At 74.8% G+C, this 25987-nt stretch carries 4 protein-coding genes; all 4 read right to left on the bottom strand.

The annotated features are described in order from the left end of the window. Position 1: 1 nt before the first annotated feature. The 4 genes from AB0H12_RS25415 to AB0H12_RS25400 are packed head-to-tail and all read right to left on the bottom strand — an operon-like array spanning position 2 to position 25954. Complete coding sequence (locus AB0H12_RS25415) at positions 2-214, bottom strand: MbtH family protein (protein ID WP_498783558.1); 213 nt, start codon at positions 212-214, stop codon at positions 2-4. Beyond that, positions 211-4089: an amino acid adenylation domain-containing protein gene (locus tag AB0H12_RS25410; protein WP_499625877.1), complete on the bottom strand. Its 3879-nt coding sequence runs from the start codon at positions 4087-4089 to the stop codon at positions 211-213. Before AB0H12_RS25410 ends, AB0H12_RS25415 begins: the two co-directional genes overlap by 4 nt. Next, complete coding sequence (locus AB0H12_RS25405) at positions 4086-15011, bottom strand: non-ribosomal peptide synthetase (RefSeq protein WP_499625875.1); 10926 nt, start codon at positions 15009-15011, stop codon at positions 4086-4088. Before AB0H12_RS25405 ends, AB0H12_RS25410 begins: the two co-directional genes overlap by 4 nt. Further along, entirely contained in the window at positions 15008-25954 is a 10947-nt protein-coding gene (locus AB0H12_RS25400) for an amino acid adenylation domain-containing protein (protein WP_499625873.1), read from the bottom strand. The genes AB0H12_RS25405 and AB0H12_RS25400 overlap by 4 nt, the downstream gene beginning before the upstream one ends. Positions 25955-25987: the final 33 nt, after the last annotated feature.

The following is a 25987-nucleotide window of genomic DNA, read 5'->3' as shown; positions in this document are numbered from 1 at the left end:
CTCAGGCGCCCATGGCGTCGACGAGGCTCTTGGGGCGCATGTCTGTCCAGTTCGCCTCGACGTGGTCCAGGCAGTCCTGGCGGGACGCCTCGCCGAACACCACGCGCCAGCCGTCGGGCACGGGGATGAAGTGCGGCCAGAGGGAGTGCTGGTTCTCGTCGTTGACCAGCACGAAGTAGGTGCCGTTCTCGTCCTCGAACGGGTTGGTGCTCATCGCGGGTCTCCTTCGGGTCGCGGCGTCGCCACGGCGGCGTCGACCGCCCTGGCGACCTCGTCGAGGACGTCTCGACGAGTCATCTCTTCGTGGGGTGCGGGCACGTCGTGCACGCGGATGGCGCCGGTGATGTGCGGCGTCCACCGGCCCGGGTCGCGTTCCGGGTGGTCGGCGGCGTCGGTGGCGCGGAAGAGCAGCAGGTCGCCGTCGAAGCGGCGCGGCGCGTGGGCGGACAGGGCTCGGCCGTTGGCCAGGTACGTGGTGAGGACGGCGCGGGCCAGGTCGTCGGTGGTCTGCTCGTAGCCGCCGAGCTCGGTGCGCACCACGGCGACCGCGCGGGCGTGGCCCTCGGGTGTGGCGAGGTCCTCGGGGCTCAGGCCGGTGCCGGCGAACGCGTCGGCGAACACCTCTTCGGTGCTCAGCGGTGTCGCGTCGGCGCGGGGGTAGGAGTCGAGGACGGCGAGCAGGTCGACGGTCTGGCCGGCCTCCTGGAGGCGGACGGCGACCTCGTGCGCCAGGTGCCCGCCCATGGACCAGCCCAGCAGGCGGTACGGGCCGTGCGGCGCGACCGCGCGGATGTGGTCCGCGAAGCGGGCCGCCTGGTCGCCGACCGTGCCGGGGTCGGTCGCGCCGAGGTCGGCTTGGAGGCCGTAGAGCGGCACGTCCGGGTCGAGCGCGCCGAGCAGCCCGGTGTAGCACCAGCTCAGCCCGGAGGCCGGGTGCAGGCAGAACAGCGGCGGCGCGTCACCGCCCGTCCGCAGCGGCAGCACCGGGCCGAGCGCGTCCACGCCGGTCGCGGCCGGATCGCCGTCGAGGCGGCGGGCGAGCTCGGCCGGGCTGGGCGCCTCGAACAGCGTCCGCACGGTCACGTCGGCGGCGAAGCGCGACCGCACCCGGTCGGCCAGCGTCACGGCCAGCAGCGAGTGGCCGCCCGCGGCGAAGAACCCGCGATCCGGGTCGAACCCGTCCACCCGCAGCACCTCGGCGAACATGCGGCACAGCAGGTCCTCGGTCAGGTTGTTCGGCGCGCGTCCGGCGGTCGCGACGGCCCTCGGCGCGGGCAGGGCGCGGCGGTCCAGCTTGCCGTTGGCGTTGAGCGGCAACGCGTCCAGCGCGGTGAACGTGCCCGGCACCAGGTGCGCGGGCAGGTCGGCGGCCACGTGGTCGCGTACCACGTCCGGGTCCGGCGAAGCGCCGGGCTCGGGCACGTAGTACGCGGCCAGCCGCTGGTCGCCGGGCACGTCCTCGCGCACCGCGACGGCCGCGTGCGCCACGCCCGCGCACCGCGCCACGGCGGCCTCGACCTCGCCCAGCTCCACCCGGACGCCCCGGAGCTTCACCTGGTCGTCGGCACGGCCCAGGTACACGAGCGCGCCGTCGTCGTCCCACCGCGCCACGTCGCCGGTGCGGTACAGGCGCGAGCCGGGCGGGCCGTACGGGTCGGCGACGAACCGCGTCGCGGTCACGCCGGGGCGGCCGAGGTAGCCGCGGGCCAGCTGCACGCCCGCCAGGTACAGCTCACCCGGCGCGCCGGGCGGCACGGGCGCGAGACGGGCGTCCAGCACGTACGCGCGGGTGTTCCACACCGGCTTGCCGATGGGCACGCGCGGGTCGTCGGCGTCGCACTGCCACGACGTGACGTCGACGGACGCCTCGGTGGGGCCGTAGAGGTTGTGCAGTTCGGCGGAGTACGCACCCAGGAAGCGGTCCCTGGTCGCCGGCAGGAGCGCTTCGCCGCTGCACACCACCCGGCGCAAGGTCGGGCAGGGCACGGGCTCCACCAGGAAGGAGTCCAACATGGACGGTACGAAGTGGACGGTCGTCACCCCGTGCTCGTTGATCGCCCGCGCGAGGTACGCGGGGTCGCGGTGGCCGTCCGGCTTGGCGACCGCGATCGCGGCGCCGGTGATCAGCGGCCAGAAGAACTCCCACACCGACACGTCGAACGTGCACGGGGTCTTGAGCAGCACCCGGTCGTCGGCGTCGAGGCCGTAGCGGTCCTGCATCCACCGCAGGCGGTTCACGATGCCCCGGTGCGGCACGCCGACGCCCTTGGGCGTGCCGGTGGAGCCGGAGGTGTGGATGACGTACGCCAGGTCATCCGGCCGCGCGCGGCTCACCGCCACGTCCGGCACCTCCGCGCCGTGCACCGGGAGCACCGGCAGGCCGGGGAACGCCGCCGGGTCGTCGGTCACCACGCACACCGGCCGGGCCTCGTCCAGCAGCACGGCGCGCCGCCGGGACGGCAGGTCGGTGTCCAGCGGCAGGTAGGCCGCGCCGGACTTCAGCACGGCGAGCAGCGCCACCACGAGGTCGGCCGAGCGCGGCAGCGACACGGCCACCAGCGCGTCCGGCCCGGCGCCCGCGGCGACGAGCCGGCGGGCCAGGTGGTCGGCGGTCGTGTGCAGCTCGGCGTAGTCGAGCACCCGGTCGTGGTCGACGACCGCCGTGGCGTGCGGTGAGGAGGCGGCCTGCCGGTCCAGCAGGTCGGTGAGCGTGGCGTCCTCGACGGGCGTCGCGGTGGAGTTCCACTCGTGCAGCACGCGGTGGCGGTCGGCGTCGTCCAGCGGCGTGACCGCGCTCAACGGCCGGTCCGGGTGCTCGACCAGGTCGGCCACGATGCGCAGCAGCCAGTCCGCCAGGCGGCGGGCGGTGGCCGCGTCCACCAGGTCGGGCCGGTGGTCCAGCCGGAACGCCAGGTCCTCCCCCGGCACGCCGATCAGCGTCACCGGGTAGTGCGTGGCGTCGCGGGCCTCCACGTCGATCAGGAACGCGCCGCCGGCCAGCTCGGTGTTGTCGTCGTCGCCCGCCGGGTAGTTCTCGAACACCAGGGTCGTGTCGAACAGCGGTCCGCGCCCGACCCGGCCCTGGAGGTCGGCCAGGTTGACGTGCTGGTGCTCCAGCAGTCCGGTCTGCTGCGACTGCAGCGCGTCGAGCAGGTCCGCGGCGGTGTCGTCGGGCGACCAGGTGACCCGCACCGGCACCGTGTTGATGAACAGGCCGATCATGCGCTCCACGCCCGGCAGCTCGGGCGGGCGGCCGGACACCGTGCCGCCGAACACCACGTCGGTGCGGCCGGTGTGCACGCCGAGCGTGAGGCCCCACGCGGCCTGCACGACGGTGTTGACCGTCCAGCCGCGCTCACGGGCCCGCTCACCGAGCCGCCCCGTCAGCTCCCGGCCCAGCTTCGCCTTCAGCCGCGCGGGCGGCGCCTGCTCCCCCGGCCGACCGGCCCCGCCGACCAGCGTCGGCTCGGTGACGCCGTGCAGCACCGCGTCCCACGCCTTGCGGGACACCTCGTTGTCGCGCGCGTCGAGCCACGCCAGGTAGTCGCGGTAGGGCGCGACGGGCGCCATGCCCTTCTCGTCGCCGTGCCGGTCGTACAGCTCGAACAGCTCGTCCAGCAGCACGGGCAGCGACCAGCCGTCGACCACGATGTGGTGCACGGTGACGGCGAGCCGGAAGTCCTTGAACGGCATCCGGAACAGCACGCACCGCAGCGGCACGTCCTCGTGCAGCGCGAAGCGGCGCAGGCGTTCGGCGTCGTAGCGCTCCTGGAACCGGGCCTCCGCCTCCGCGACGGACAGCGCCGAGCAGTCCACCACCTCCCACGGCACGTCGACGTGGTCGAGCACGACCTGCACGGGCTGGTCGAGCCCTTCGTGGACGAACACCGACCGCAGCCCGGCGTGCCGCCGCACCAACGCCTCCACGGCGTCGCGCAACGCGTCCACGCCGAGTTCGCCGTAGAGGTCGACGGCCACCTGGACGGTGTAGAAGTCGAGGCCGTCGGTGTCGTGCAGGGCGTGGAACAGCAGGCCCTGCTGCAACGGGGCCAGCGGGAGGATGTCCTCGATGCGCGGTGCGGCGCTCATGATCGGCCTGCCTTCCTCATCATGGCCTCCAAGTGGTCGATGTTCTTCTGCGACAGGGGGACCAGCGCCACGTCGGAAGGCGTGAGGCCGCCGGCGCGCGGGTCGCGCGCGTGTGCGGCGAGCGCGGCCAGGGCGTCGCGCCACAGGCTGCCGAGCGCGGCCACGTCCGGTTCGTCGAGCAGGGCGGCGGGCCACGACAGGGCGGCGACGAGACGCGGTCCGCCCGCGCCGTCCTCGGTGAAGGCGTTGACCTCCAGCACGTGGGCGAACGGCAGCCCGTCGTCGCCCACCGCGCCGCCCGCGTCGGTCAGCGGTGTCCAGTCGCGTCCGGTCGCGCCGACCCTCGTGCGGCCCAGGTAGTTGAACCCGATCTGCGGCGGCGGGCAGGCGGCGAGCTTGCTCGCGGTGTCCGGGTTGAGGTGGCGCAGCAGGCCGTGGCCGAGGCCGTGGTCGGGCACCGCGCGCAGCCCTTCCTTGACCTGCTTGAGCGCCGTGCCCACGGGTTCGCCTGCCGAGAGCACGTCGTCCCACCGCAGCGGCGGCACGTCCACCCGCACCGGGTAGAGGTTGGTGAACCAGCCGACCGTGCGGGACAGGTCCAGGCCCGGTGCGACGGCGTCCTCGTGCCTGCCGTGGCCCTCGCGGTCCACCAGCAGCGCGTCGGGCAGCCGTTCGCCGCGTCGGGCCAGCCATTCGCGCACGGCCAGGCCGAAGCCGGTGAGCAGCACGTCGTCCACGCTGACGCGGAACGCGGCGGGCGCGGTCGTCAACAAGGCCGTGGTGACGTCCGGGTCGACCTCGACCACCGCGGTCCGCGCCGTGGCGAGGGTGTCGCGGCGCGGGTCCAGTGGACGGGAGCCGATCGCGGGCTGCGCGGTGTCGGCGGTGGCGAGCCAGTGCGGCAGCTGCTCGGCCCACCGCGGTTGCGTCGCCGCCTCGGCGAGGCGGGTGGCCCAGCGCCGCCACGACGTCCGCACCGGTGGCAGCTCGGGCGTGACGCCCAGGCGGGCTGCGGTCGCGGCGGAGGCGAGGTCGGGCAGCAGGATCCGCCACGACACGCCGTCCACGACCAGGTGGTGCGCCAGCAGGAGCAGCCGGCCGGGCGCGTCGGGTCCGGCGTCGAACCACACCAGGCGCAGCATCACCGCGTCGTCGGGCCGCAGGGCGCGGCGGGCGGTCTCGGTGTGCTCGGCGACCACCGCCGCCAGTTCGCCGTCGGCGAGTCCGGCGACGTCGACGCGCGCGACGTGCTCCTCGGCCCGCACCGCACCGTGCGGCAGGACTTCCAGCGCCCAGCCGTCGTCGTCGCGGCGCAGCCGGGTGCGCAGCGCGTCGTGGTGGTCGAGCACGACGGCCAGGGCGTCCACCAGGTGCTCGGTGGTGATCCCGGCGGGTGTGGCGACCACGTGCGACTGGTTGAACCCGTCGACCGGTCCGCCGCCGGCGCGCAGCCACTCCACGATCGGCATCAGCGGCACCCCGCCGACGCCGTCGGCCACCTCGTCCTGCTCCACCGGCGGCACGGCGACCTCGGCGAGGCGTCGGACGGTCTTCAGCTCGAACACGTCGCGCGGGGTGAACACCCAACCTGCCGTGCGGGCGCGGCTGACCAGCTGGATCGACATGATGCTGTCGCCGCCCAGGTCGAAGAACCCGTCGTCCACGCCGACCCGCTCCACGCCGAGCACGTCCGCGAAGACGCCGGCCAGGGCCTCTTCCACGGCCGTGCGCGGCACGGTCACCGGCGCCGCTTCCCGTTGCGGCGCGGGCAGCGCGCGGCGGTCGACCTTGCCGTTGACGGTCAGCGGCAGCTCCGGCAGCACCACGAACGCCGACGGCACCGAGTAGTCCGGCAGGGCGGCGACCGCGACGGCCCGCGCCTCGGTCACGTCCACGTCGTCGCCGACGAGGTACGCGACGAGCCGGCGTTCACCGGGCCGGTCCTCGCGGAGCACGACCGCCGCGCCCCTGACGCCCGCCCGGCCGGTCAGCGCGGCCTCGACCTCGCCCGGCTCGATCCGGAAGCCGCGCAGCTTGACCTGGCCGTCGGTGCGGCCGACGAACTCCAGCCTGCCGTCGCGGGACCACCGGGCCAGGTCGCCCGTGCGGTACATGCGGTCGCCGGGCGCGCCGTGCGGGTCGGGCGGGAACCGCTCGGCGGTGAGCCCCGGTCGGGCGAGGTAGCCGCGGGCCAGCTTGCCCCCGGCCACGTACAGCTCGCCCGTCACGCCCGGCGGCACCGGCTGGAGGCGGCCGTCCAGGACGCGCAGCGCGGTGCCCGCCATCGGGGCGCCGATCGGCAGCGGGCTCGCGGCCACGTCGCCGGGCAGCACCGCGTGGCGTGCGGCGAACGTGGTCGTCTCGGTGGGGCCGTAACCGTTGACCAGCACCAGGTCCGGGCAGGCCCGGCGCACGGCGGCCACGGCGTGCTCGGACACCACGTCACCGCCGGCCCACACCTCGCGCAGGCCCGCCAACGTCTCGGGAGCCTCCTGCGCGACCACCCGGAACAGGCCGGCGGTCAGCCACAGGGCGGTCACGCCGTGCCGGTGGATCGCGGCGGCGAGACCCGCGATGTCCACGTCGTCCGGCGAGTCCACGACGGCCGTGCCGCCGTTGAGCAGCGGCACCCACATCTCGTACGTGCTCGCGTCGAACGCGTAGGAGGAGTGGACGAGGACGCGGTGGTGCGCACCCGTGGTGAAGATCGAGTCGGTGGCCAGCTCCACCACGTTGGCGTGGGTGACGGCCGCGCCCTTCGGCACGCCCGTGGAGCCGGACGTGTGGATCACGTACGCCAACTGGTCCGGGTGCGGCGCCGGCAGCCCGGTGTCGGGCGCGGGGGGCGGCTCGGCCGTGAAGTCCACGACCTGCGCCGGAGCGGTCAGTCCCGCGGGCAGGTCGGCGCGGTCGGTGAGCAGGACCGCGGCGGAGGTGTCGGCGAGGATCAGGTTGTGCCGCTCGACGGGGTTGCCGTCGTGCAGCGGCACGTAGGCGCCGCCCGCGTAGAGCGTGGCGAGGGTGGCGACAACCCGCTCGGCGGTGCGTCGGGCGAGCACGGCCACCCGGGCCTCGGCGCGCACGCCGATCCCGACCAGGTGGTGGGCGAGCGCGCGGGCGCGGGCGTCCACCTCGGCGTAGGTCAGCTCGCGGTCGCCGTCGACCAGGGCCACGGCGTCCGGGGCCTTCGCGACCTGCGCGCGGAAGCGGCCGACGACCGTGCCGCGCGCCCGGTGGGAGGGGTTGCGACCCCACACGTCCAGCACGATGCCGCGTTCGCCCTCGCCCAGGACCGGCAGGGCGCTCACCGGGGTGGCGGCGTCGGCGGCGACGGTCCGCAGCACGCGCGTCAGGCGTGCGCCGAGGGCTTCGGCGGTGGCGCGGTCGAACAGGTCGGCGGCGAACTGGATGGTGCCCTCCAGACCCGCCGGCGCGCCGTCGCGGTGGGTCTCGCCCAGGTCGAACGACAGGTCGAACTTCGCCGGGCCCTCGCCGAGGTCCACCAGGTCCAGGCTCAGGCCGGGCAGCTCCAGGTCCGGTTCGGGCGCGTTCTGGAGCACGAGCATCACCTGGAACAACGGGTGCCGCGCGACGGACCGCTCGGGGTTGAGCGCGTCCACGAGCCGGTCGAACGGCAGGTCCTGGTGCGCGAACGCGGCCAGGTCGGTCTGCCGGACGCGGCCGAGCAGCTCCTCGAACGCGGGGTCGCCGGACGTGTCGGTCCGCAGCACGAGCGTGTTGACGAAGAAGCCGACCAGGTCTTCCAGCGCGGCGTCCGTGCGGCCCGCGACGGCCGTGCCGAGGACCACGTCCTCACCGGCGCCCAGCCGGGTCAGCAGCGCCGAGATCGCCGCCTGGAGCACCATGAACAGGCTGGTGCCGGTCCGGCGGGCCAGGGTCAGCAGGTCGGCGTGCAGGTCGGCGTCCACGTGCCACCGCACGAGGCCGCCGCGGTGGGAGGCGACGGCCGGCCGCCGCCGGTCGGTCGGCAGCTCCAGGGCGTCGGGGATGCCGTCGAGCTGCCGCCGCCAGAACTCCAGCTGCGCCGTGCCCGCCGAGCCGGGGTCGCCGTCCGCGCCCAGCACGTCGGCCTGCCACAACGCGTAGTCCGCGTACTGGACCGGCAGTTCCGGCAGCTCCGGGGCGCGTCCGGCGAGGCGGGCGCGGTAGGCGTGCCCGAGGTCGCGGGTCAGCGGCGTGAACGACCAGCCGTCGCCCGCGATGTGGTGCAGCACCACCAGCAGCACGTGCTCCGAGGGCGACAGCTCGAACAGCCACGCCTTGAGCGGCAGCTCGCGGGACAGGTCGAACGTGCACGCCGCCGCCTCGTCCAGGCGTTCCCGCAGCACGGACGCGTCCGTGGTGCGCACGCTGAACGCCCGGGTCAGCGCCTCGTCGGCCTCGGCGGCGGGCACCACGAGCTGGCGCGGCGCGCCGTCGGTGTCGGGGAAGACGGTGCGCAGCGACTCGTGGCGGGCCAGCACGTCGCCGAGCGCGGCGCGCAGCGCGGTCACGTCCAGGTCGCCGGACAGGCGCAGCGCGATCGGGATGTTGTACATCCCGTTGGCGTCCTCCAGCCGGTCGAGGAACCACAAGCGGCGCTGGGCGAACGACAGCGGCACCACGTCGGGCCGTTCGGCGCGGGTCACTCCCTTCCGGGCGGCGCCGGCGGCGGTGGCGCGGGCGGCCAGCAGCGCGGGCGTCGGCGCTTCGAACACCGCGCGCAGCGGCAGTTCCACGCCCATCGCCGCACGCACCTGGCTGATCAGGCGCGTGGCGAGCAACGAGTGGCCGCCGAGGTCGAAGAACCCGTCGTCCACGCCGACCCGCTCCAAGCCGAGCACGTCCGCGAACACCGCGCACAGCACCTCTTCGGCGGGGGTGCGCGGCGCGGCGTCGCCGATCACGGCGGCGTCCGGCGCGGGCAGGGCTCGGCGGTCGAGCTTGCCGTTGGCGTTCAAGGGGAACGCGTCGAGCACGACGAGCGCGGCGGGCACCATGTACGCGGGCAGGGTCGCGCGCACGGTGTCGAGCACGGCGGCCGGGTCGACGGGGCGGCCGGGCACGACGTACCCGACGAGCCGCTTGTCCCCCGGCCGGTCCTCGCGGACCACGACGGCGGCGCGGTCCACGTCGGCGTGCCGGGCGAGCGCGGACTCGACCTCGCCGAGCTCGATCCGGAAGCCGCGCAGCTTCACCTGGTCGTCGGAGCGGCCGAGGTACTCCAGTTGCCCGTCCACGCCCCAGCGCACGAGGTCGCCGGTGCGGTAGAGCCGCCCGCCGCGGCCGAACGGGTCGGCCACGAACCGCTCGGCGGTCAGCGCGGCGCGCCCGACGTAACCCCGGGCCAGGCTGTCGCCCGCCAGGTACAGCTCACCTGGCGTGCCTGGCGGCACGGGCCGCATGGCCGCGTCAAGGACGTAGGCGCGGGTGTTCCACAGCGGACGACCGGTGGGCGCGGGACCGTCGAGCGGGTCGGGCGCCGTGGAGCCCCACTGGAGGGTGTACACGGTGGCCTCGGTGGGACCGTAGATGTTGTCGATCCGGGCGGCCGGGAGAGCGGCGCGCACGTCGTTGTAGACGCTCGCGGGCAGGCCTTCGCCGGCCAGCACGACGGCCCGTGCGCGCAGCTCCACACCGGCCGCGAGGACCTGGGCGAACACCGAGGGCACGCCGCTGACCAGACCGCCCGTCCAGCCGCCGCGCTCCACGAGGGTGGTCAGGTTCTCCACGACCTCCACCCGACCGCCCACCGTGAGCGGGGTGAACAGCTCGAAGACGGACACGTCGAAGTTCAGCGAGGTGGACAGCAGCACCGAGGACAGCTCGTCGGCCGTGAAGTGGTCGGCGGCCCAGCCGACGAGGTTCGCCATGCCGCGCCGCGTCACGGCCACGCCCTTGGGCCGGCCGGTGGAGCCGGAGGTGTGGATGACGTAGGCGAGCGACCCGCCGTGCACGGCCGGGATCGGTGGCGCGACGGGCCAGGTGAGGCGTTCGGCGACGGCCGGGTCGTCGAGCAGGACGAGCCGGTCGGCGGCGGCGGTGAGGCGGGACGCCGTGGTGCGGTCGGCCACCACGCACACCGGTCGCGTGTCGTCCAGCACGAACGCCACCCGCTCGGCCGGGTGGCCGGGGTCCAGCGGCACGTACGCGCCGCCCGCCCTCAGCACCGCGAGCAGCGCGACCACGGCCTCGGACGTGCGGGGCAACGAGACCGCGACCACCGTCTCCGGCCGCACGCCGCGTTCCGCGAGCAGGGCGGCGAGCCGGTCGGCGCGGGCGTCCAGCTCGGCGTACGTGAGCACGCGGTCGGGCCCGACGACGGCGAACGCGTCCGGCGTGCGGCCGGCCTGCCGCGCGATGAGCTGCTCCACGAACACCTCGGGCACGGGCCGCGCGGTGTCGTTCCACGTGTGCAGCACGCGTTCGCGTTCGGCGGGGTCGAGGACGTCCACGTCGCCGAGCCGGATCGCCGGGTCGGCGACGACGGTCTCCAGCAGCCGCACCAGCCGCCGCGCGAGCACCCGGGCCGTCGACGCGTCGAACAGGTCGAGGGCGTGTTCGAGGTCGCCTTCCACGCCGACCGGCCGGCCGGTGTGGTCGTGGGTCTCGCGCAGGTCGAGCAGCAGGTCGAACTTGGCCGCGCCGCCCGGCACCTCTTCGAGGTCGATGGCGAGGTCCGGCAGCTCCAGGTCGGCCTCGGGCGTGTTCTGCAGCACGAGCATCACCTGGAACAGCGGGTGCCGCGCCAACGACCGGCGCGGGTTCAGCACCTCCACCAGCCGTTCGAACGGCACGTCCTGGTGCGCCAACGCGGCCAGGTCGGTCTGCCGCACCCGCTCCAGCAACTCCTTGAACGTCGGATCGCCGGACGTGTCCGTGCGCAACACCACCGTGTTGACGAAGAACCCGACCAAGTCGTCCAACACCTCGTCGGAACGCCCCGCCACCGCCGTGCCCAACGGGATGTCCGTCCCCGCCCCCAACCGCGTCAACAACGCCGCCACAGCGGCCTGGAGCACCATGAACACCGTCGTGCGGGTCTGCCGCGCCAGCGCCACGAGCCTGGTGTGCGTGTCGGCGTCCAGCCGCAACGGCACCCGCCCGCCCCGGTAGGACGCCACCGCCGGACGCGGCCGGTCCGTCGGCAGCTCCAGCACCTCGGGCAGGCCGGCCAACCGCGTGCGCCAGAACTCGACCTGCGCGGCGAGCGCGCTGCCCTCCTCCTCGTCGGACCCGAGCACGCGCCGCTGCCACAGCGTGTAGTCCGCGTACTGCAACGGCAACGGCGGCAGGTCCGGGGCCTCGCCGGCGAGCCGGGCGCGGTAGGCCGTGCCCAGGTCGCGCAGCAGCGGCGTCAACGACCAGCCGTCACCCGCGATGTGGTGCACCAGGAACAGCACCACGTGCTCGTCGGGCGCGAGCTCGAACAGCCACACCCGGCACGGGAGCTCGGCGGCCAGGTCGAACCGGTGGCCCAACGCCTCGGCGATGGCGGCGGGCAGGTCGTCCTCGTCCACCTCGACGTGCGCCACCGGCAGGACCGGCGCGTCGAGCACGAGCTGGCGCGGTTCGCCGTCGACTTCCGGGAACGTGGTGCGCAACGACTCGTGCCGGGCCACGACGTCGCGGAACGCCGCCGTGAGCGCGTCCCGGTCCAGCCGCCCGGTCAGGCGCAGCGGCAGCGGCACGTTGTACATGCCCGCCGCCTCCTCCAGGCGGTCGAGGAACCACAGGCGCCGCTGGGCGTGCGACAGGGGCAGCACGTCCGGGCGCGGCATCACCTCCACGTCGTGGCGGGTGCCCCTGGCGCGTTCGGCGAGAGCGGCCAGCGCGGCGGGCGTGGGCGCTTCGAACACCGAGCGGATGGACAGCTCGACGTCCAGCACCGACCGCACGCGGCTGACCAGGCGGGTGGCGAGCAGGGAGTGGCCGCCGAGGTCGAAGAAGCTGTCCTCCACGCCGACCGACGGCAGGTTGAGGACCGTGGCGAACACGCCGACCAGCACTTCCTCGGTGAAGTTGCGCGGGGCGCGGCCGGTCGTCGCCGTGCCGCCGACCACGTCCGGCGCGGGCAGGCCGCGGCGGTCCAGCTTGCCGTTGGTGGTCAGCGGCAACGCGTCGAGCCGCACGAACGCCGACGGCACCATGTAGTCCGGCACGGCGGCGGCCAGGTGCGCGTGCAGCGCGACGGGGTCGAAGTCGTGGCCCTCGGCGGGCACGATGTAGGCGACGAGCCGCTGGTCGCCGGGCTGGTCCTCGCGCACGACCACGCCGACCGGCCCGGTCGAGGGGTGCCGGGACAGCACGGACTCGATCTCGCCCAGCTCGACCCGGTAGCCGCGGATCTTCACCTGGTCGTCGGCCCGGCCGGCGAACAGCAGGTCGCCGTGCTCGCCCCACCGGGCCAGGTCGCCGGTGCGGTACATGCGCGAGCCGGCCTGGCCGTACGGGTTGGCGACGAACCGGCCGGACGTGAGACCGGGCCGGGCGACGTAGCCGCGGGCCAGGTTCTCGCCCGCGATGTACAGCTCGCCGACCACGCCGGGCGGCACCGGGCGCAGCGCGTCGTCCAGCACGTAGGCCTGCGTGTTCCACAGTGGACGGCCGAGCGACAGCACCTCGGCCGGGATCTCGTCGTCCGGCTCGATCACCAGCGACGTGCAGCCGACCGTGGTCTCGGTGGGGCCGTACTCGTTGACGACGCGGGCGCCGGGGTGCCGCTTGCGCCACACGTCGAGCTGCGCGCCGGGCAGCGGCTCCCCGCCCAGGACGAGCTCGGCGGTCGGCGAGTAGCTGTCCGGCAGCACGTCGAGCACGGACAGGTGGCTGGGCGTGCCCTTGAGGTATGCGAAACCGGCCGCGGTGGGGCTCCCCGGGTCGATGCCCCCGTCGGCCAGGTCGCCCAGGTGCACGGCGCCGCCGGAGATCAGCGGCGCGTACAGGCCGGTGACGGTGAGGTCGAACGTGACGGGCGAGTGCAGGAACGCGCCGGACCGCACCGACGGGTAGGCGTCGACCGACCACTGGAGGTAGTTCACGGCGGCGCGGTGCTCGACCAGCGTGCCCTTGGGCCGGCCGGTGGAGCCGGACGTGTAGATGACGTACGCGGCGTGCTCCAGCCGCAGCGGCGCGCGTCGGTCGGCGTCGGTCAGCGGTGCGGCGGACCGGGTGGCGTGGTCCGGTTCGTCCAGGACCGATGTCGGCACGTCGAGCGCGGCGAGGCGGGGTGCCAGGACCGCGTCGGTGACCAGCCGCACGGGCCGGGTCTCGCCGATCATGTCGGCGAGCCGTTCGGTGGGCTGGTCCGGGTCGAGCGGCAAATAGCCCGCGCCGGTCTTGAGCACCGCGAGCAGCGTCGTCACCAGGCGCGTGCCGCGCGGGAGCGCCACCGCCACCAGCGTTTCCGGCCCGGCGCCGTGCTCGACCAGCAGGCGGGCGAGGCGGTTGGCGTCGGCGTGCAGCTCGGCGTAGGTGCGGACGTCGAGCCCGTGCACGACGGCGGTCGCGTCCGGCGTGGCGGCGGCCTGCCGGTCGAGCAGGGCGGTCAGGTGCAGCGGCTCCACGGCGTGGTCGGTGTCGTTCCAGTCGACCAGGACGCGGTCCCGCTCGTCCGCGTCGAGCAGGTCGACGGCGTTCACCGGCCGGTCGGGGTCGGCGGCGATGGCGCGCAGCACCAGCCTCAGCCACTCGCCCATCCGCGCCACGGTCGCCCGGCCGAGCACGTCGGGCCGGTAGTCCAGCCGGAACGCCAGCCGCTCGCCGGGCAGGCCGACGAGGCTGATCGGGTAGTGCGTGGCGTCGCGGGCCTGGAAGTCGGTGATCCGCACGCCGCCGCCCAGCACCGGCGCGGTGTCGACGTCGACCGGGTAGTTCTCGAACACCATCGTGGTGTCGAACAGCTCGCCGTGGCCGGTGCGGCGCTGCACGTCGGCCAGGCCCACGTGCTGGTGCGCGATCAGCCCGGCCTGCCGGTCCTGCACGGCGGTCAGCAGGTCGCCCAGCGACTGGCCGGCGGTCCACGACACGCGCACCGGCAGCGTGTTGATGAACAGGCCGAGCATCGTCTCCACGCCCGGCAGCTCGGCGGGCCGGCCGGAGACCGTGCCGCCGAACACCACGTCGCGGCGGCCGAGGTAGCGGCCGAGCACGACGCCCCACGCGCCCTGGGCGAGGGTGTTCATCGTCCAGCCGTGGGCGCGGGAGGTGCGGGTGAGGGCGTCGGTCAGCTCGTCGTCCAGCTCGACCAGCACGCCGTCGGGCACCACGGAGGCGTTGGCCGCGGCCGACCCGACGAGCGTCGGCCCGTCGAGGCCCGCCAGCACCTCGTCGTAGGCGGACAGCGCGCCGTCCACGTCCTGGCGCCTGAGCCAGCCCAGGTAGTCGCGGTACGGGGTGACGCGGGGCATCGCCGAGTCGTCGCCCGCGTGCTCGTAGAGGGTGAACAGCTCGTCCAGGAACACCGGCGTGGACCAGCCGTCCATCAGGATGTGGTGCATGGTCAGCAGCAGCCGGTGCACCTGACCGGGCAGCACGACCAGCGCGAACCGCAGCAGCGGCGCGCGGGCCATGTCGAAGCGGCGGGCGCGTTCGGAGTCGACCAGCGCCGCGTACTCGGTCTCGGGGTCGGCGCTTCCGGTCAGGTCGACCTCGCGCCACGGCGCGCGCACCTCGCGGCGCACCACCTGCACGGGCCGGTCGAGGCCCTTGTGCCGGAACCCGACGCGCAGGTTCGCGTGCCGGCGCAGCAACGCGTCGGCGGCGGCGCGCAGCGCGGCCACGTCCACCGCGCCGGTCAGCTCGGTGGCCATCTGCACGGTGTAGACGTCCAGGCCGTCGCGGTCGTACAGGGCGTGGAAGAGGAATCCCTCCTGCAACGACGACAGCGGCAGGACGTCCTCGACTGCGGACTTCTTGCTCATCGGTCCAAGTCCTCGCTCTCGTCGTCTTCGTCGTCTTCCAGCAGGTCCAGCTCGTCCTGGCTGAGCGGGACGAGGTCGACGTCGGAGGGGGTGAGCCCGCCCGCCGCCGTGCCCCGGACGTGCTCGACCAGCCCGCGCAGCGCCTGCCGCCACGTCGTGCCGAGATCGGCGGCCTCGGCGTCGGCGAGCAGGTCGGCGGGCCAGGCGAGGGTGGCGGCCAGGCGCGGGCCGTCCGGTGTGTCCTCGGTGACGGCCGTGACCTCGATCGCGTGCACGAACGGCAGGTCGTCGTGCCCGACCGGGGCGGTGAAACCGGGCGCGGGCAACCACAGCCGGTCGCCGCCGGGTGCGGCGGTGTCGACGCGGCCCAGGTAGTTGAACGCGATCTGCGGCGCGCCCAGGCCCGCGAGCTTGCCCGCCGTGTCGGCGTTGAGGTGGCGCAGCAGGCCGTAGCCGACGCCCTTCTCCGGCAGCTCGCGCAGCTGCTCCTTGACCCGCTTCAGCGCCGTGCCTGCGGCGGGTCCGCCGGCGAGCAGCTCGGGCCAGCCGACCCGGCCGGGGTCCAACCGCACCGGGTGCACGCTGGTGAACCAGCCGACCGTGCGGGACAGCTCCGCGTCCGGCACGACGTCCTCGCGGCCGTGGCCCTCGACCTGGAGCAGCACGGAGGTCTCCGCGCCGCGGCCGCGGCGTTCCCGCCACCGGCCGACGGCCAGCGCGAGCGCGGTCAGCAGCACGTCGTCCACGCCCGCGTGGAACACCGCGGGCACCTCGGTGAGCAAGGGCGCGGTTTCCTCGACCGTGAGGGCGATTTCGCTCGTGCGCGCGGCGCCGATGGTGTCGCGCGCCGGGTCGAGGGGTCGTGCGCCGAGCAGCGGGTCCGGACCGTCGAGCACGGCGGTCCAGTACGGGAGCTGGTCGGCGCGGCCCGGGTCGTGCGCGGCGTCGTGCAGCAGGTGCGACCAGCGCCGCCACGACGTCCACACCGGTTCCAGCGCGGGCTCGCGGCCGGCCGCGAGGGCGTGCCACGCCTGGGCGAGGTCTGGCAGCAGGATCCGCCACGACACGCCGTCCACCGCGAGGTGGTGCACGACCAGCAGCAGGTCGCCGGGGTGCGCGGGGCCCGCGTCGAACCACACCGCCTGGACCAGCCGGCCGCGTGCCGGGTCGAGGCGCCGCCACGCGGTGTCGGCCTCGGCGCGGACGGCCTCGGCACGCGCGGTGTCGTCCAGTCCGGTGACGTCCACGCGGCGGGTGACGTCGGCCGCGCGCACCGAGCCGCGCTCGGCGATCTCGTAGACCCACTCCCCCTCCGCGTCGCGGTCGAGGCGGGCGCGCAGGGCGTCGTGGTGGTCCAGCAGCGCGTCGAGCGCGCCCAACAACCGGTCGGGGCCCAGTTCCGCCGGCACCGCGACGAGCTGGGCCTGGTTGAAGCCGTCGAGCGTGCCGCCGCTGGCGAGGAACCAGCGCACGACCGGCGTGAGCACGGCGGGGCCGCTGCCGGTCGGGTCGGCCACGAGGCGCGCGTCGGCGGGTTCGACGGCCACGAGGGCGAGTTCGGCCGCGGTCTTGCGCTCGAACACGTCACGCGGGGTGAACACCAGGCCCGCCCGGCGGGCGCGGCTGACGAGCTGGATGGAGCCGATGCTGTCGCCTCCGAGGTCGAAGAAGCTGTCGTCCACGCCCACGTCGGGCAGGCCGAGCACGTCGGCGAACACCGCGCACAGCGCCTCTTCACGTGCGGTGCGCGTGCCGTGGGACCGCGGTGTCGGCTCGGGCGCGGCGGGCGCGGGCAGCTCGGCGTGGTCGAGCTTGCCGTTGCGGCTCAACGGGAGGTCGTCCAGCACCACCACCGCGGCCGGCACCATGTAGTCGGGCAGTTCGGCGCGCAGCGCGGACCTCAGGGCCGCCGTGTCGAGCCGCTCTCCCGGTTTCGCGGTGACGTAGGCGACGAGCCGGGGCGTGCCGCCGTGGTCGGGGCGCAGCAGCACGGCGCACGTGTCGACGCCGTCGTGGCGGCGCAGCGCGGCTTCCACCTCGCCGGGCTCGACCCGGAAGCCGCGCACCTTGACCTGGCTGTCGACGCGGCCGAGGAACTCCACGTGCCCGTCGGGCAGTCGGCGGGCGAGGTCGCCGGTGCGGTACATGCGGGCGCCGCCGCCGGTGAACGGGTCGGCGACGAACCGGTGCGCGGTGAGCGCGGGTCGGTCGAGGTAGCCGCGGGCGACGTTCGGCCCGGACAGGTACAGCTCGCCGGGCACGCCCACCGGCACGGGCCGCAGCCACGCGTCGAGGACGTGCCCCCGGCTGTTGAGCACCGGCGTGCCGATGACCGGAGCCGGGTGGTCGGCCAGGTCGGCGACCATCGAGTCCACTGTGGACTCAGTGGGCCCGTAGAGGTTGAGCGCCACCAGTCCGGGCGTGCCGCGCAGCGTCTCCCACAGGTGCGCGGGCACCGCCTCGCCACCGAGCAGCACGACCGACGGGAACCGCTCCTCGCCGTCCAGCAGGCCGTGCGCGACGAGGTGGTCCACATAGGACGGTGTGGTCTCGACGACGTCGATCCGCTCCCGGCGGAGGTGGGCGACGAGGGCGTCCGGGTCGCGGCGGGCGTCGTCGCCGATGACGTGCAGCTCGTGGCCGGCGAGCATCCACAGCACCGGGTCCCACGACGCGTCGAACGCCACGGGCGCGGTCAGCGCGGCCCGCAACCGGTCACGGCCGAGGCGGCGCGCGACCGGGGCGAAGACGTGCTCTTCGTGGTGGCGCAGGAGGTTCGCCAGCGAGCCGTGCTCGACCACGACACCCTTGGGCCGGCCGGTGGAACCGGAGGTGTAGATGACGTACGCGGCGTCACGTGCCGTCAGCGGCCGGGTCCGGTCGGCGTCGGTGGGCGCCGTGTCCGGGGCGTCCGGCGCGGTGTGGTCGGCGACCGAGCCCTCGACGACCAGGGTCGGGCGGGCGTCGGCGAGGGTGGCGCGCCGCCGCTCCTCCGGGTGGTCCGGGTCGAGCGGCAGGTAGACGGCGCCCGCCTTGAGCACGGCGAGCAGTGCCACGACCGTGTCGACCGAGCGGGGCAGCACCACCGCCACCACGTCGCCGACCGCCACGCCGCGGCGCAGCAGCGAGTGCGCGAGCCGGTTGGCCCGCCGTTCCACCTCGGCCGCGGTGAGGCGGACGCCGCCCGCCACCAGGGCCCGCTGGTCGCCGTCGGCGGTGAGCCGCTCGAACGCGGCGAGCACGGTCTGGTCGGGCACCGGTCCTACGGGTCCGGCCGCGCCCCGGACCAGGTGGTCGGCCTCGCCGGGCGCGAGGAGGTCCAGCTCGCCGACGCGCCGCGACGGCTCGGCCGTGGCCTGGTCCAGGACGCGGGCGAACCAGCCCGCCACCCGGATCGCGGTGTCCTCGTCGAACAGGTCCCGGCTGTGCTCCAGGTCTCCGCGCAGGCCCGCGGGCTCGCCGTCGGAGTGCCGCTCGGCCAGCGTGAACGACAGGTCGAACTTGGCCGGACCGGCGGGCAGGTCCACCACCTCGGGCGTGACGCCCGGCAGGTCGAGGTCCGGGTCGGCGTTGTTCTGCAGCACCAGCAGCACCTGGAACAGCGGGTGCCTGGCCAGCGATCGTCGCGGGGCCAGCTGTTCGACGAGCCGGTCGAACGGCACGTCCTGGTTGGCGAACGCGGCCAGGTCGACGTCGCGGACCCGTTCGACCAGGTCGGCGAACGAGGGCTCGCCCGACGTGTCCACCCGCAGCACGAGCGTGTTGACGAAGAACCCGACCAGGTCGTCGAGCGCCTCGTCACGCCGACCGGCCACGGGCGTGCCGACCGTGATGTCGACGCCCGCGCCCAACCGCGTCAGCAACGCGGCCAGCGCGGCGTGCAGCACCATGAACGGGCTGGCGCCGTGCGCGGCGGCCAGTCGGACCACGCGGGCGTGCACGTCGGCGTCCAAGCGCAGCGGCACGGAGCCGCCCTCGTGCTCCGGCCGGTCGGGACGGGGCCGGTCCGTCGGCAGGTCCACCGTGTCGGGCAGGTCGGCCAGCCGGGCGCGCCAGTGGTCGAGCTGCGCGCGCAGCGGGCTGCGCTCGTCGTCGTCGGAGCCGAGCACGTCGTGCTGCCACAACGTGTAGTCCGCGTACTGCACGGGCAGCGGCGTGAACTCCGGCGCGACGCCCGCGTGCCGGGCGCGGTAGGCGACGCCGAGGTCGCGCAGCAGCGGCGCGAGGGACCAGCCGTCGGCGGCCACGTGGTGCAGCAGCAGGAGCAGCACGTGGTGGTCGGCGGCGAGCCGGTACAACCGGACGGCCACCGGCAGGTCGTCGGCCAGGGCGAACTTGTGCCGCACGGCGTCGGCCAGCTCGGCGGTCAGCTCGTCCTCGGTGGTGTCGACCCGCCTGGTCGCGGCGCTGAGCAGCGCGGTCGCCGCCGCCGGGTCCAGCACCGCCTGCCGCGGCGCGCCGTCGACCTCGGGGAACACGGTCCGCAGCACCTCGTGCCGGACCACCACGTCGGCCACGGCCGCGAGCAGCGCCGGGTCGTCCAACGCGCCGGTCAGCCGCACGGCCAGCGGCACGGAGTACATGCCGCCCGCATCGTCCAGCCGGTCGAGGAACCACAGGCGTTGCTGGGCGGCGGACAACGGCACCACGTCGGGCCGGGGACGCGGCGTCACGCGGGCACGTGCCGGCGCGGCGTCGTGCAGGGCTCTGGCCAGCCCGGCGGGCGTCGGGTGCTCGAACACCGCGCGGATCGGCGCCTCCACGCCCAGCACCGCGCGGACCCGGCTGATCAGCCGCATGGCGAGCAGCGAGTGGCCGCCGAGGTCGAAGAACCCGTCGTCCACACCCACCTCGGGTACACCGAGCACGTCGGCGAACAGCGCGCACAGCACCTCCTCCGCGCCGTGCGCCGCGCGGGACGGGGACGTGGCGGCGGTGGCCGGCACGGGCAGGGCGTGCCGGTCGACCTTGCCGTTGGCGTTGAGCGGCAACGAGTCCAGCTCCACCACCACCGACGGCACCATGTACGCGGGCAGCACGTCGCCGACATGGGCGCGCAACGCCGCCTGGTCCACGATCGCGCCTTCGGCAGGCACCACGTACGCGACGAGGCGACGTTCACCGCGGTGGTCGGCACGCACGGCGACGACGGCGTGCGCCACGTCCGGACGCCGTGCCAGCACGGCCTCGACCTCGCCCGGCTCGATGCGGAAGCCCCGCAGCTTCACCTGGTCGTCGGCCCGCCCGTGGAACGCCAGCCGTCCGTCCGGCAGTCGCCGCACCAGGTCGCCGGTGCGGTACATGCGGTCGCCGGGCGGCCCGTACGGGTCGGCCACGAACCGCTCGGCGGTCAGACCGGCCCGCCTGAGGTAGCCGCGCGCGAGCCCGGTGCCCGCCACGTACAGCTCACCCACCGCGCCGGGCGGCGTGAGCCCGAGGTCGGCGTCGAGGACGTGCACGCGCGTGTTGTCCATCGGCAGACCGATGGGCATGGCCTCCGGGTCGGGTTCGCCGGGCCGCAGGGCGAAGCGCGTGGCGAACGTCGTGGTCTCGGTGGGGCCGTAGCCGTCGACCACGGTCAGCTCCGGGCAGTGCGCGCGGACGCGGGCCACCGCGGAAGCGGGCACGACGTCACCGCCGGTCCACACCTCCCGCACGCCCGCCAGGCACGTCGGCGCTTCCTCCGCGACCAGCCGGAACAGGCCGGCGGTCAGCCACAGGGCGGTGACGCGGTGGTCGGCGACGACCCGGCCGAGCGTGACGATGTCCAGCACGCCGGGCGGCGCGACGACGACCGTGCCGCCGGACAGCAGCGGGGCCCACAGCTCGTAGGTGGCGGCGTCGAAGGCGTGCGACGAGTGCAGCAGCACGCGGGCGTGCGCGGGGGTGGTGAACAGCCGGTCGGTGGCGAGTTCCACGACGTTCGCGTGCGTGACGGCGACGCCCTTGGGCACACCCGTGGAGCCGGACGTGTGCATGGCGTACGCGAGCTGGTCGGGGTGCGTGCGCCGGTTCAGCGGACCCGCGGCCGGCGGCTGCTCGTCGGTGCGCACGACGTGCACGGGCGCGGTCAGCCCTTCGGGCAGCACAGGCCGGTCGGTGACCAGGACGGTCGCGTCGAGGTCGGCGAGCACGAGGTCCAGGCGCTCCACCGGGTACGACTCGTGCAGCGGCACGTAGTAACCGCCCGCCTTGAGCACCGCGAGGATCACGGCCACGAGCGCCGGCGACCGGTCCACCAGCAGCGCGACCGGCGTTTCGGCGTCGACGCCCGCGGCGGCGAGCCGGTGCGCCCACCGGTCGGCCTCGGCGTCGAGCTGCGCATAGGTGAGGGTGCCCTCGTCGGACACCACGGCGGGCGCGTCGGGCGTGGCGGCGGCCTGCGCCTCGAACCGCGCGGCCAGGGACGTCACGTCGACGCGGCGGGCGGTGTCGTTCCAGGTGACGAGTTCGGCGTGCCGTTCGTCGGCGGTGAGCAGGTCGAGGCGGGCCAGGGACGCGGTGGGATCGGCGGCGACGGCCTGGAGGAGCGTGCCGAGGCGGGTCACGAGGTGCCGCGCGGTGGCCTCGTCGAACAGGTCGAGTGCGTACTCCAGGGCGCCGGCCACACCGGTCACGGCGCCGCTGTCGTCGCGGGCCTCGTACAGGTCGAACCACAGGTCGAACTTGGCCACGGCCGTGCGCAGGTCGGCCACGGCGACGTCCAGGCCGGGCAGCTCGACGTCCGGGTCGGGGGTGTTCTGGAGGACCAGCATCACCTGGAACAGCGGGTGCCGCGCCAACGACCGGCGCGGGTTCAGCACCTCCACCAGCCGTTCGAACGGCACGTCCTGGTGCGCCAACGCGGCCAGGTCGGTCTGCCGCACCCGCTCCAGCAACTCCTTGAACGTCGGATCGCCGGACGTGTCCGTGCGCAACACCACCGTGTTGACGAAGAACCCGACCAAGTCGTCCAACACCTCGTCGGAACGCCCCGCCACCGCCGTGCCCAACGGGATGTCCGTCCCCGCCCCCAACCGCGTCAACAACGCCGCCACAGCCGCGTGCAGCACCATGAACACGCTGGTGCGCGTCTCCCGCGCGATGTCGGCCAGCCGTCCGTACAGCTCGCCGTCCACGGTCAGCGGCACGCGTGCGCCCCGGTGCGACGGCACGTCCGGGCGCGGTCGGTCGGCGGGCAGCTCCAGCACCTCGGGCAGGCCGGTGAGCCGGTCGCGCCAGAACCGGACCTGGCGGGCGAGCACGCCGTCAGGGTCGTCCTCGGCGCCGAGCGCGTCCCGTTGCCACAGCGCGTAATCCGCGTACTGCAACGGCAACGGCGCGAACTCCGGGGCGACGCCCGCGTGCCGGGCGCGGTAGGCCGTGCCCAGGTCGCGCAGCAGCGGGGCCAGCGACCAGCCGTCGGCGGCGATGTGGTGCACGACCAGCAGCAGGATGTGCTCCTCGGCGCCGGTCTCGAACAGCCACAACCGCCACGGCAGGCCGTGCGCGAGGTCGAAGCGGTGGCGTGTGGCGGTGGTCATCTCCGCCGCCGGGTCCGCGACGGCCACCGTCTCCACGTGGTCGGGCAGCAGGCGCAGGGCGTCGGCCGCGTCGAGCACGTGCTGGACGGGTTCGCCGCCGACCTCGGGGTAACGGGTGCGCAGCGGCTCGTGGCGGGCGACGACGTCGCCGAGGGCGGCCTCCAGCGCGGCGCGGTCGAGCGGTCCGGTCAGGCGCAGCGGCAGCGGCACGTTGTAGGTCCCACCGGTCTCGTCCAGGCCGTGCAGGAACCAGAGCCGGCGCTGGGCGGACGACAGCGGCACGAGGTCCGGGCGCGGCCGTGCGGCCGGACGGGAGCGGGCGACGGCGGCCCCGTCCACGACGAGCGCGAGCCCGGCCGGGGTCGGGTGGTCGAACACCGAGCGCAAGGACAGCTCCACGCCGAGCGCGGCCCGCACCTTGCTGATCAACCGGGTGGCGAGCAGCGAGTGCCCGCCGAGGTCGAAGAACCCCTCGTCCACGCCCACCCGCTCGACGCCGAGCACCTCGGCGAACACGGCGACCAGCAGTTCTTCCAGCGGCGTGCGGGGCGCGCGGCCGGCGGCGCCGGAGTCGGGCGCGGGCAGCGCGTGCCGGTCGAGCTTCCCGTTGGGCGTCAACGGCAACGCGTCCAGCGCGACGAACGCCGACGGCACCATGTACCCCGGCAGCCGGGACTCGGCGGTAGCCCGCAGCGCGGTGGTGTCGACGTCGGCAGGCGTCACGTACGCGACGAGCCGCTTGTCGCCGGGCCGGTCCTCGCGCACGACGACGGCGAGCGCGCCGACGCCGTCGTGCTCGGCCAGCACGGCCTCGACCTCGCCCAGCTCGATGCGGTGGCCGCGGACCTTCACCTGGTGGTCGCGGCGCTCCAGGAACACCAGCGACCCGTCGGGGCGGCGCACCACGTAGTCGCCGGTGCGGTACATGCGGCGGCCGGGACGCGGCGTGAACGGGTCGGGCACGAACACCACGCCCGTGCGGCCCGGGTCGCCGAGGTAGCCCCGGCCGACGCCCTCGCCGCCGACGTACAGCTCGCCGGGCGTGCCCACGGGCACCGGACGCAGCCGGTCGTCCAGCACGTACAGGCGGGTGTTGCGCAGCGCGCTGCCGATCGGCACGCCGTCGGACACGTCGGCGTGCGAGGTGATGAACGCGTGCGTGACGTCGTCGGCGCACTCGGTGGGGCCGTAGGCGTTCATCAGCGGGATGTCGGGGAACGCGTCGAGCCAGCGGGCGCACAACTCGGCGGGCAGCGCCTCGCCCGTGGCGACGAGCAGGCGCAACGAGGCCAACCCGGGCCGGCCGCCGTCGGCGTCCCACAGGTCCAGCGCGGCGCGCAGCAGCGACGGCACGACCTCCAGCACGGCCACGCGCTCGGCGTCGGTCCGGTCGAACAGGCCGCGCGGGTCGGCGGCGAGCTCCCGGGTGACGACCCGCGCCGTGCCGCCCGCCACGAGCGGGGCGAGCATCTGCCAGATGGAGATGTCGAACGTCAGCGGCGCGTTCTGCACCACGGTGTCCACTTCGGACAGCGCGCAGTCCTCGACCTTGGCGAGCAGGTGGTTCACCATGCCGCGGTGGGTGACCATGGCGCCCTTGGGCTTGCCGGTCGACCCGGACGTGAACAGCACGTACGCCAGGTCGTCGCCCGCGCCGACGGGCTCGGGCCACTCGTCGGCGATCTCGTCGGTGACGAGCACCGGCTCGACACCCAGGTCGGCGGCGAAGGAGGCGACGGCCGGCGAGGCGAGCACGAGCCGCGCGCCGCTGTCGGCGACGAGCGCGCGGCCACGGGCGATCGGCGCGTCGGAGTCCACCGGCACGTAGGCCGCACCCGCGCCGAGCACCGCCAGCACGGAGACCACGAAGTCGCGGCCCGGAGAGGTGGGCAGCGCGACGACGTCACCACGTTCGACCCCCGCGTCCCACAGCCTGCGGGTCAGCGCACCGGCGCGCCCGGCCAGCTCGGCGTAGGTGGTCGGCCCCTCGTCGTCCACCACCGCCACCGCGTCCGGGGTGCGGCGGGCGTGCGCCTGGACCCGCCGCACCACGCCGTCCGCGTCGTCCAACGGGGCGTCGGTGCGGTTCCAGCCGTCCAGCGCCTGGTCGCGTTCGGCGGCGTCGAGCAGGTCGAACGACGCCAGCGGCGCGTCCGGGTCGGCGAGCAGCCGGCCGAGCAGCCGCAGCAGCCGGTCCAGGTGCCCGGCCACCTCGTCCTCGGCGTACAGGAACTCGTTGCCGTCCAGGTCGATCCGCACGGGGTTGCCGTCGGACCGGTCGTAGGCGGTGATCTCCACGTCGTCGATCACGCCGTTGGACAGGTTGTGCGCGGTGACCTGGTGTCCGCCGAACGTGACGTTGTAGTCGAACGGCATGATGTTGACCACGACGTTCGCCAGCTGGCCCGCGCCGCGCACCAGGCCCAGGTCGCGCAGCACGTCCTCCTGCCGGTACCGCTGGTGCTTGAGCGTGTTCCTGGCCTCGACGGTGGTGCGGCGCAGCACGTCGACGAACGTCGCCGCCGGGTCGAGGTCCACGAACAGCGCGAGGATGTTGCTGACCATGCCCGGCGTGTCGCGCAGCAGCTTGCTCTTGCGGGCCATGACCGGGAAGCCCACGGGCGTGGTGCGCGCGCCGGTGACCAGGTGCAGGTAGACGGCGGTGGCAGCGGTCAGCGCCATCGGCCAGGTGGACGCGTTGGCCCGGGTGAGCTCCTTCATCCGGTCCATCAACGCGGGGTCGACGTGCGCGGTGGCGCGGGCGGGTCGGGCGCTGGCGGGCGCGGTGCCGGAGGTGAGGCCGACGGGCGCGGGCCGGTCGGCGAGGCGGGTCCGCCAGTGCTCCTGGTCGCGGCGGTAGGCGTCCGAGGCGCGGTACGCGGCGTCGTCGTCCAGGTACTGCTGGAGGGTGGCGAACGCGCCGGGCGGCGGCTCCTGTCCCGCCACCAGAGCCGAGTACACCGTGGCCAGGCGGTCGGTGAAGATGCGCCCGCTCACCCCGTCGGCGATCACGTGGTGGTTGCGCTGGTAGTACAGGTACCGCTCGTCCTCGACCTTGAACAGCGCGTCCACCGACAGCGGTCCCTTTTCCAGGTCCATCGGCCGGTACAGGTCGTCGTCCATCCACGCCACCGCGTCGCCCACGGGGTCGGCGCGGTCGGTGTGGTCGAAGAAGTGCAGGTGCGGGTCGGGTGCGAGGAACTGCCACACGCCGTCGGCGTCCTCGGCGAACCGGACCTGGACGGTCTCGGCCTCCAGCACGGTGCGGCGCAAGGCCTCCTCGAACAGCGCCACGTCCACCGCACCGTGGATCTCCAGGTACTCTGACATGACGAACACGTTGTCGGGGTTCAACCGCTGGCCGTACCAGATCCCCAGTTGTCCCGGGGAGAGCGGCCACCGCCGCCTGTCCTCGCTCACGTCCCTGGTCCTCCCTAGCCCTTGTCCCGTGGT

Source organism: Actinosynnema sp. NPDC023794, assembly GCF_040639675.1.
Lineage (GTDB): Bacteria > Actinomycetota > Actinomycetes > Mycobacteriales > Pseudonocardiaceae > Actinosynnema > Actinosynnema luteola.
Note: the sequence above shows the minus strand (reverse complement) of the source record. Positions and strands in the feature narration are given on the sequence as shown.

Bases quoted from the DNA above. Each gene is read 5' to 3' on its own strand.
- AB0H12_RS25415 (WP_498783558.1), bottom strand. From the start codon at position 214: ATGAGCACCAACCCGTTCGAGGACGAGAACGGCACCTACTTCGTGCTG.
- AB0H12_RS25410 (WP_499625877.1), bottom strand. From the start codon at position 4,089: ATGAGCGCCGCACCGCGCATCGAGGACATCCTCCCGCTGGCCCCGTTG.
- AB0H12_RS25405 (WP_499625875.1), bottom strand. From the start codon at position 15,011: ATGAGCAAGAAGTCCGCAGTCGAGGACGTCCTGCCGCTGTCGTCGTTG.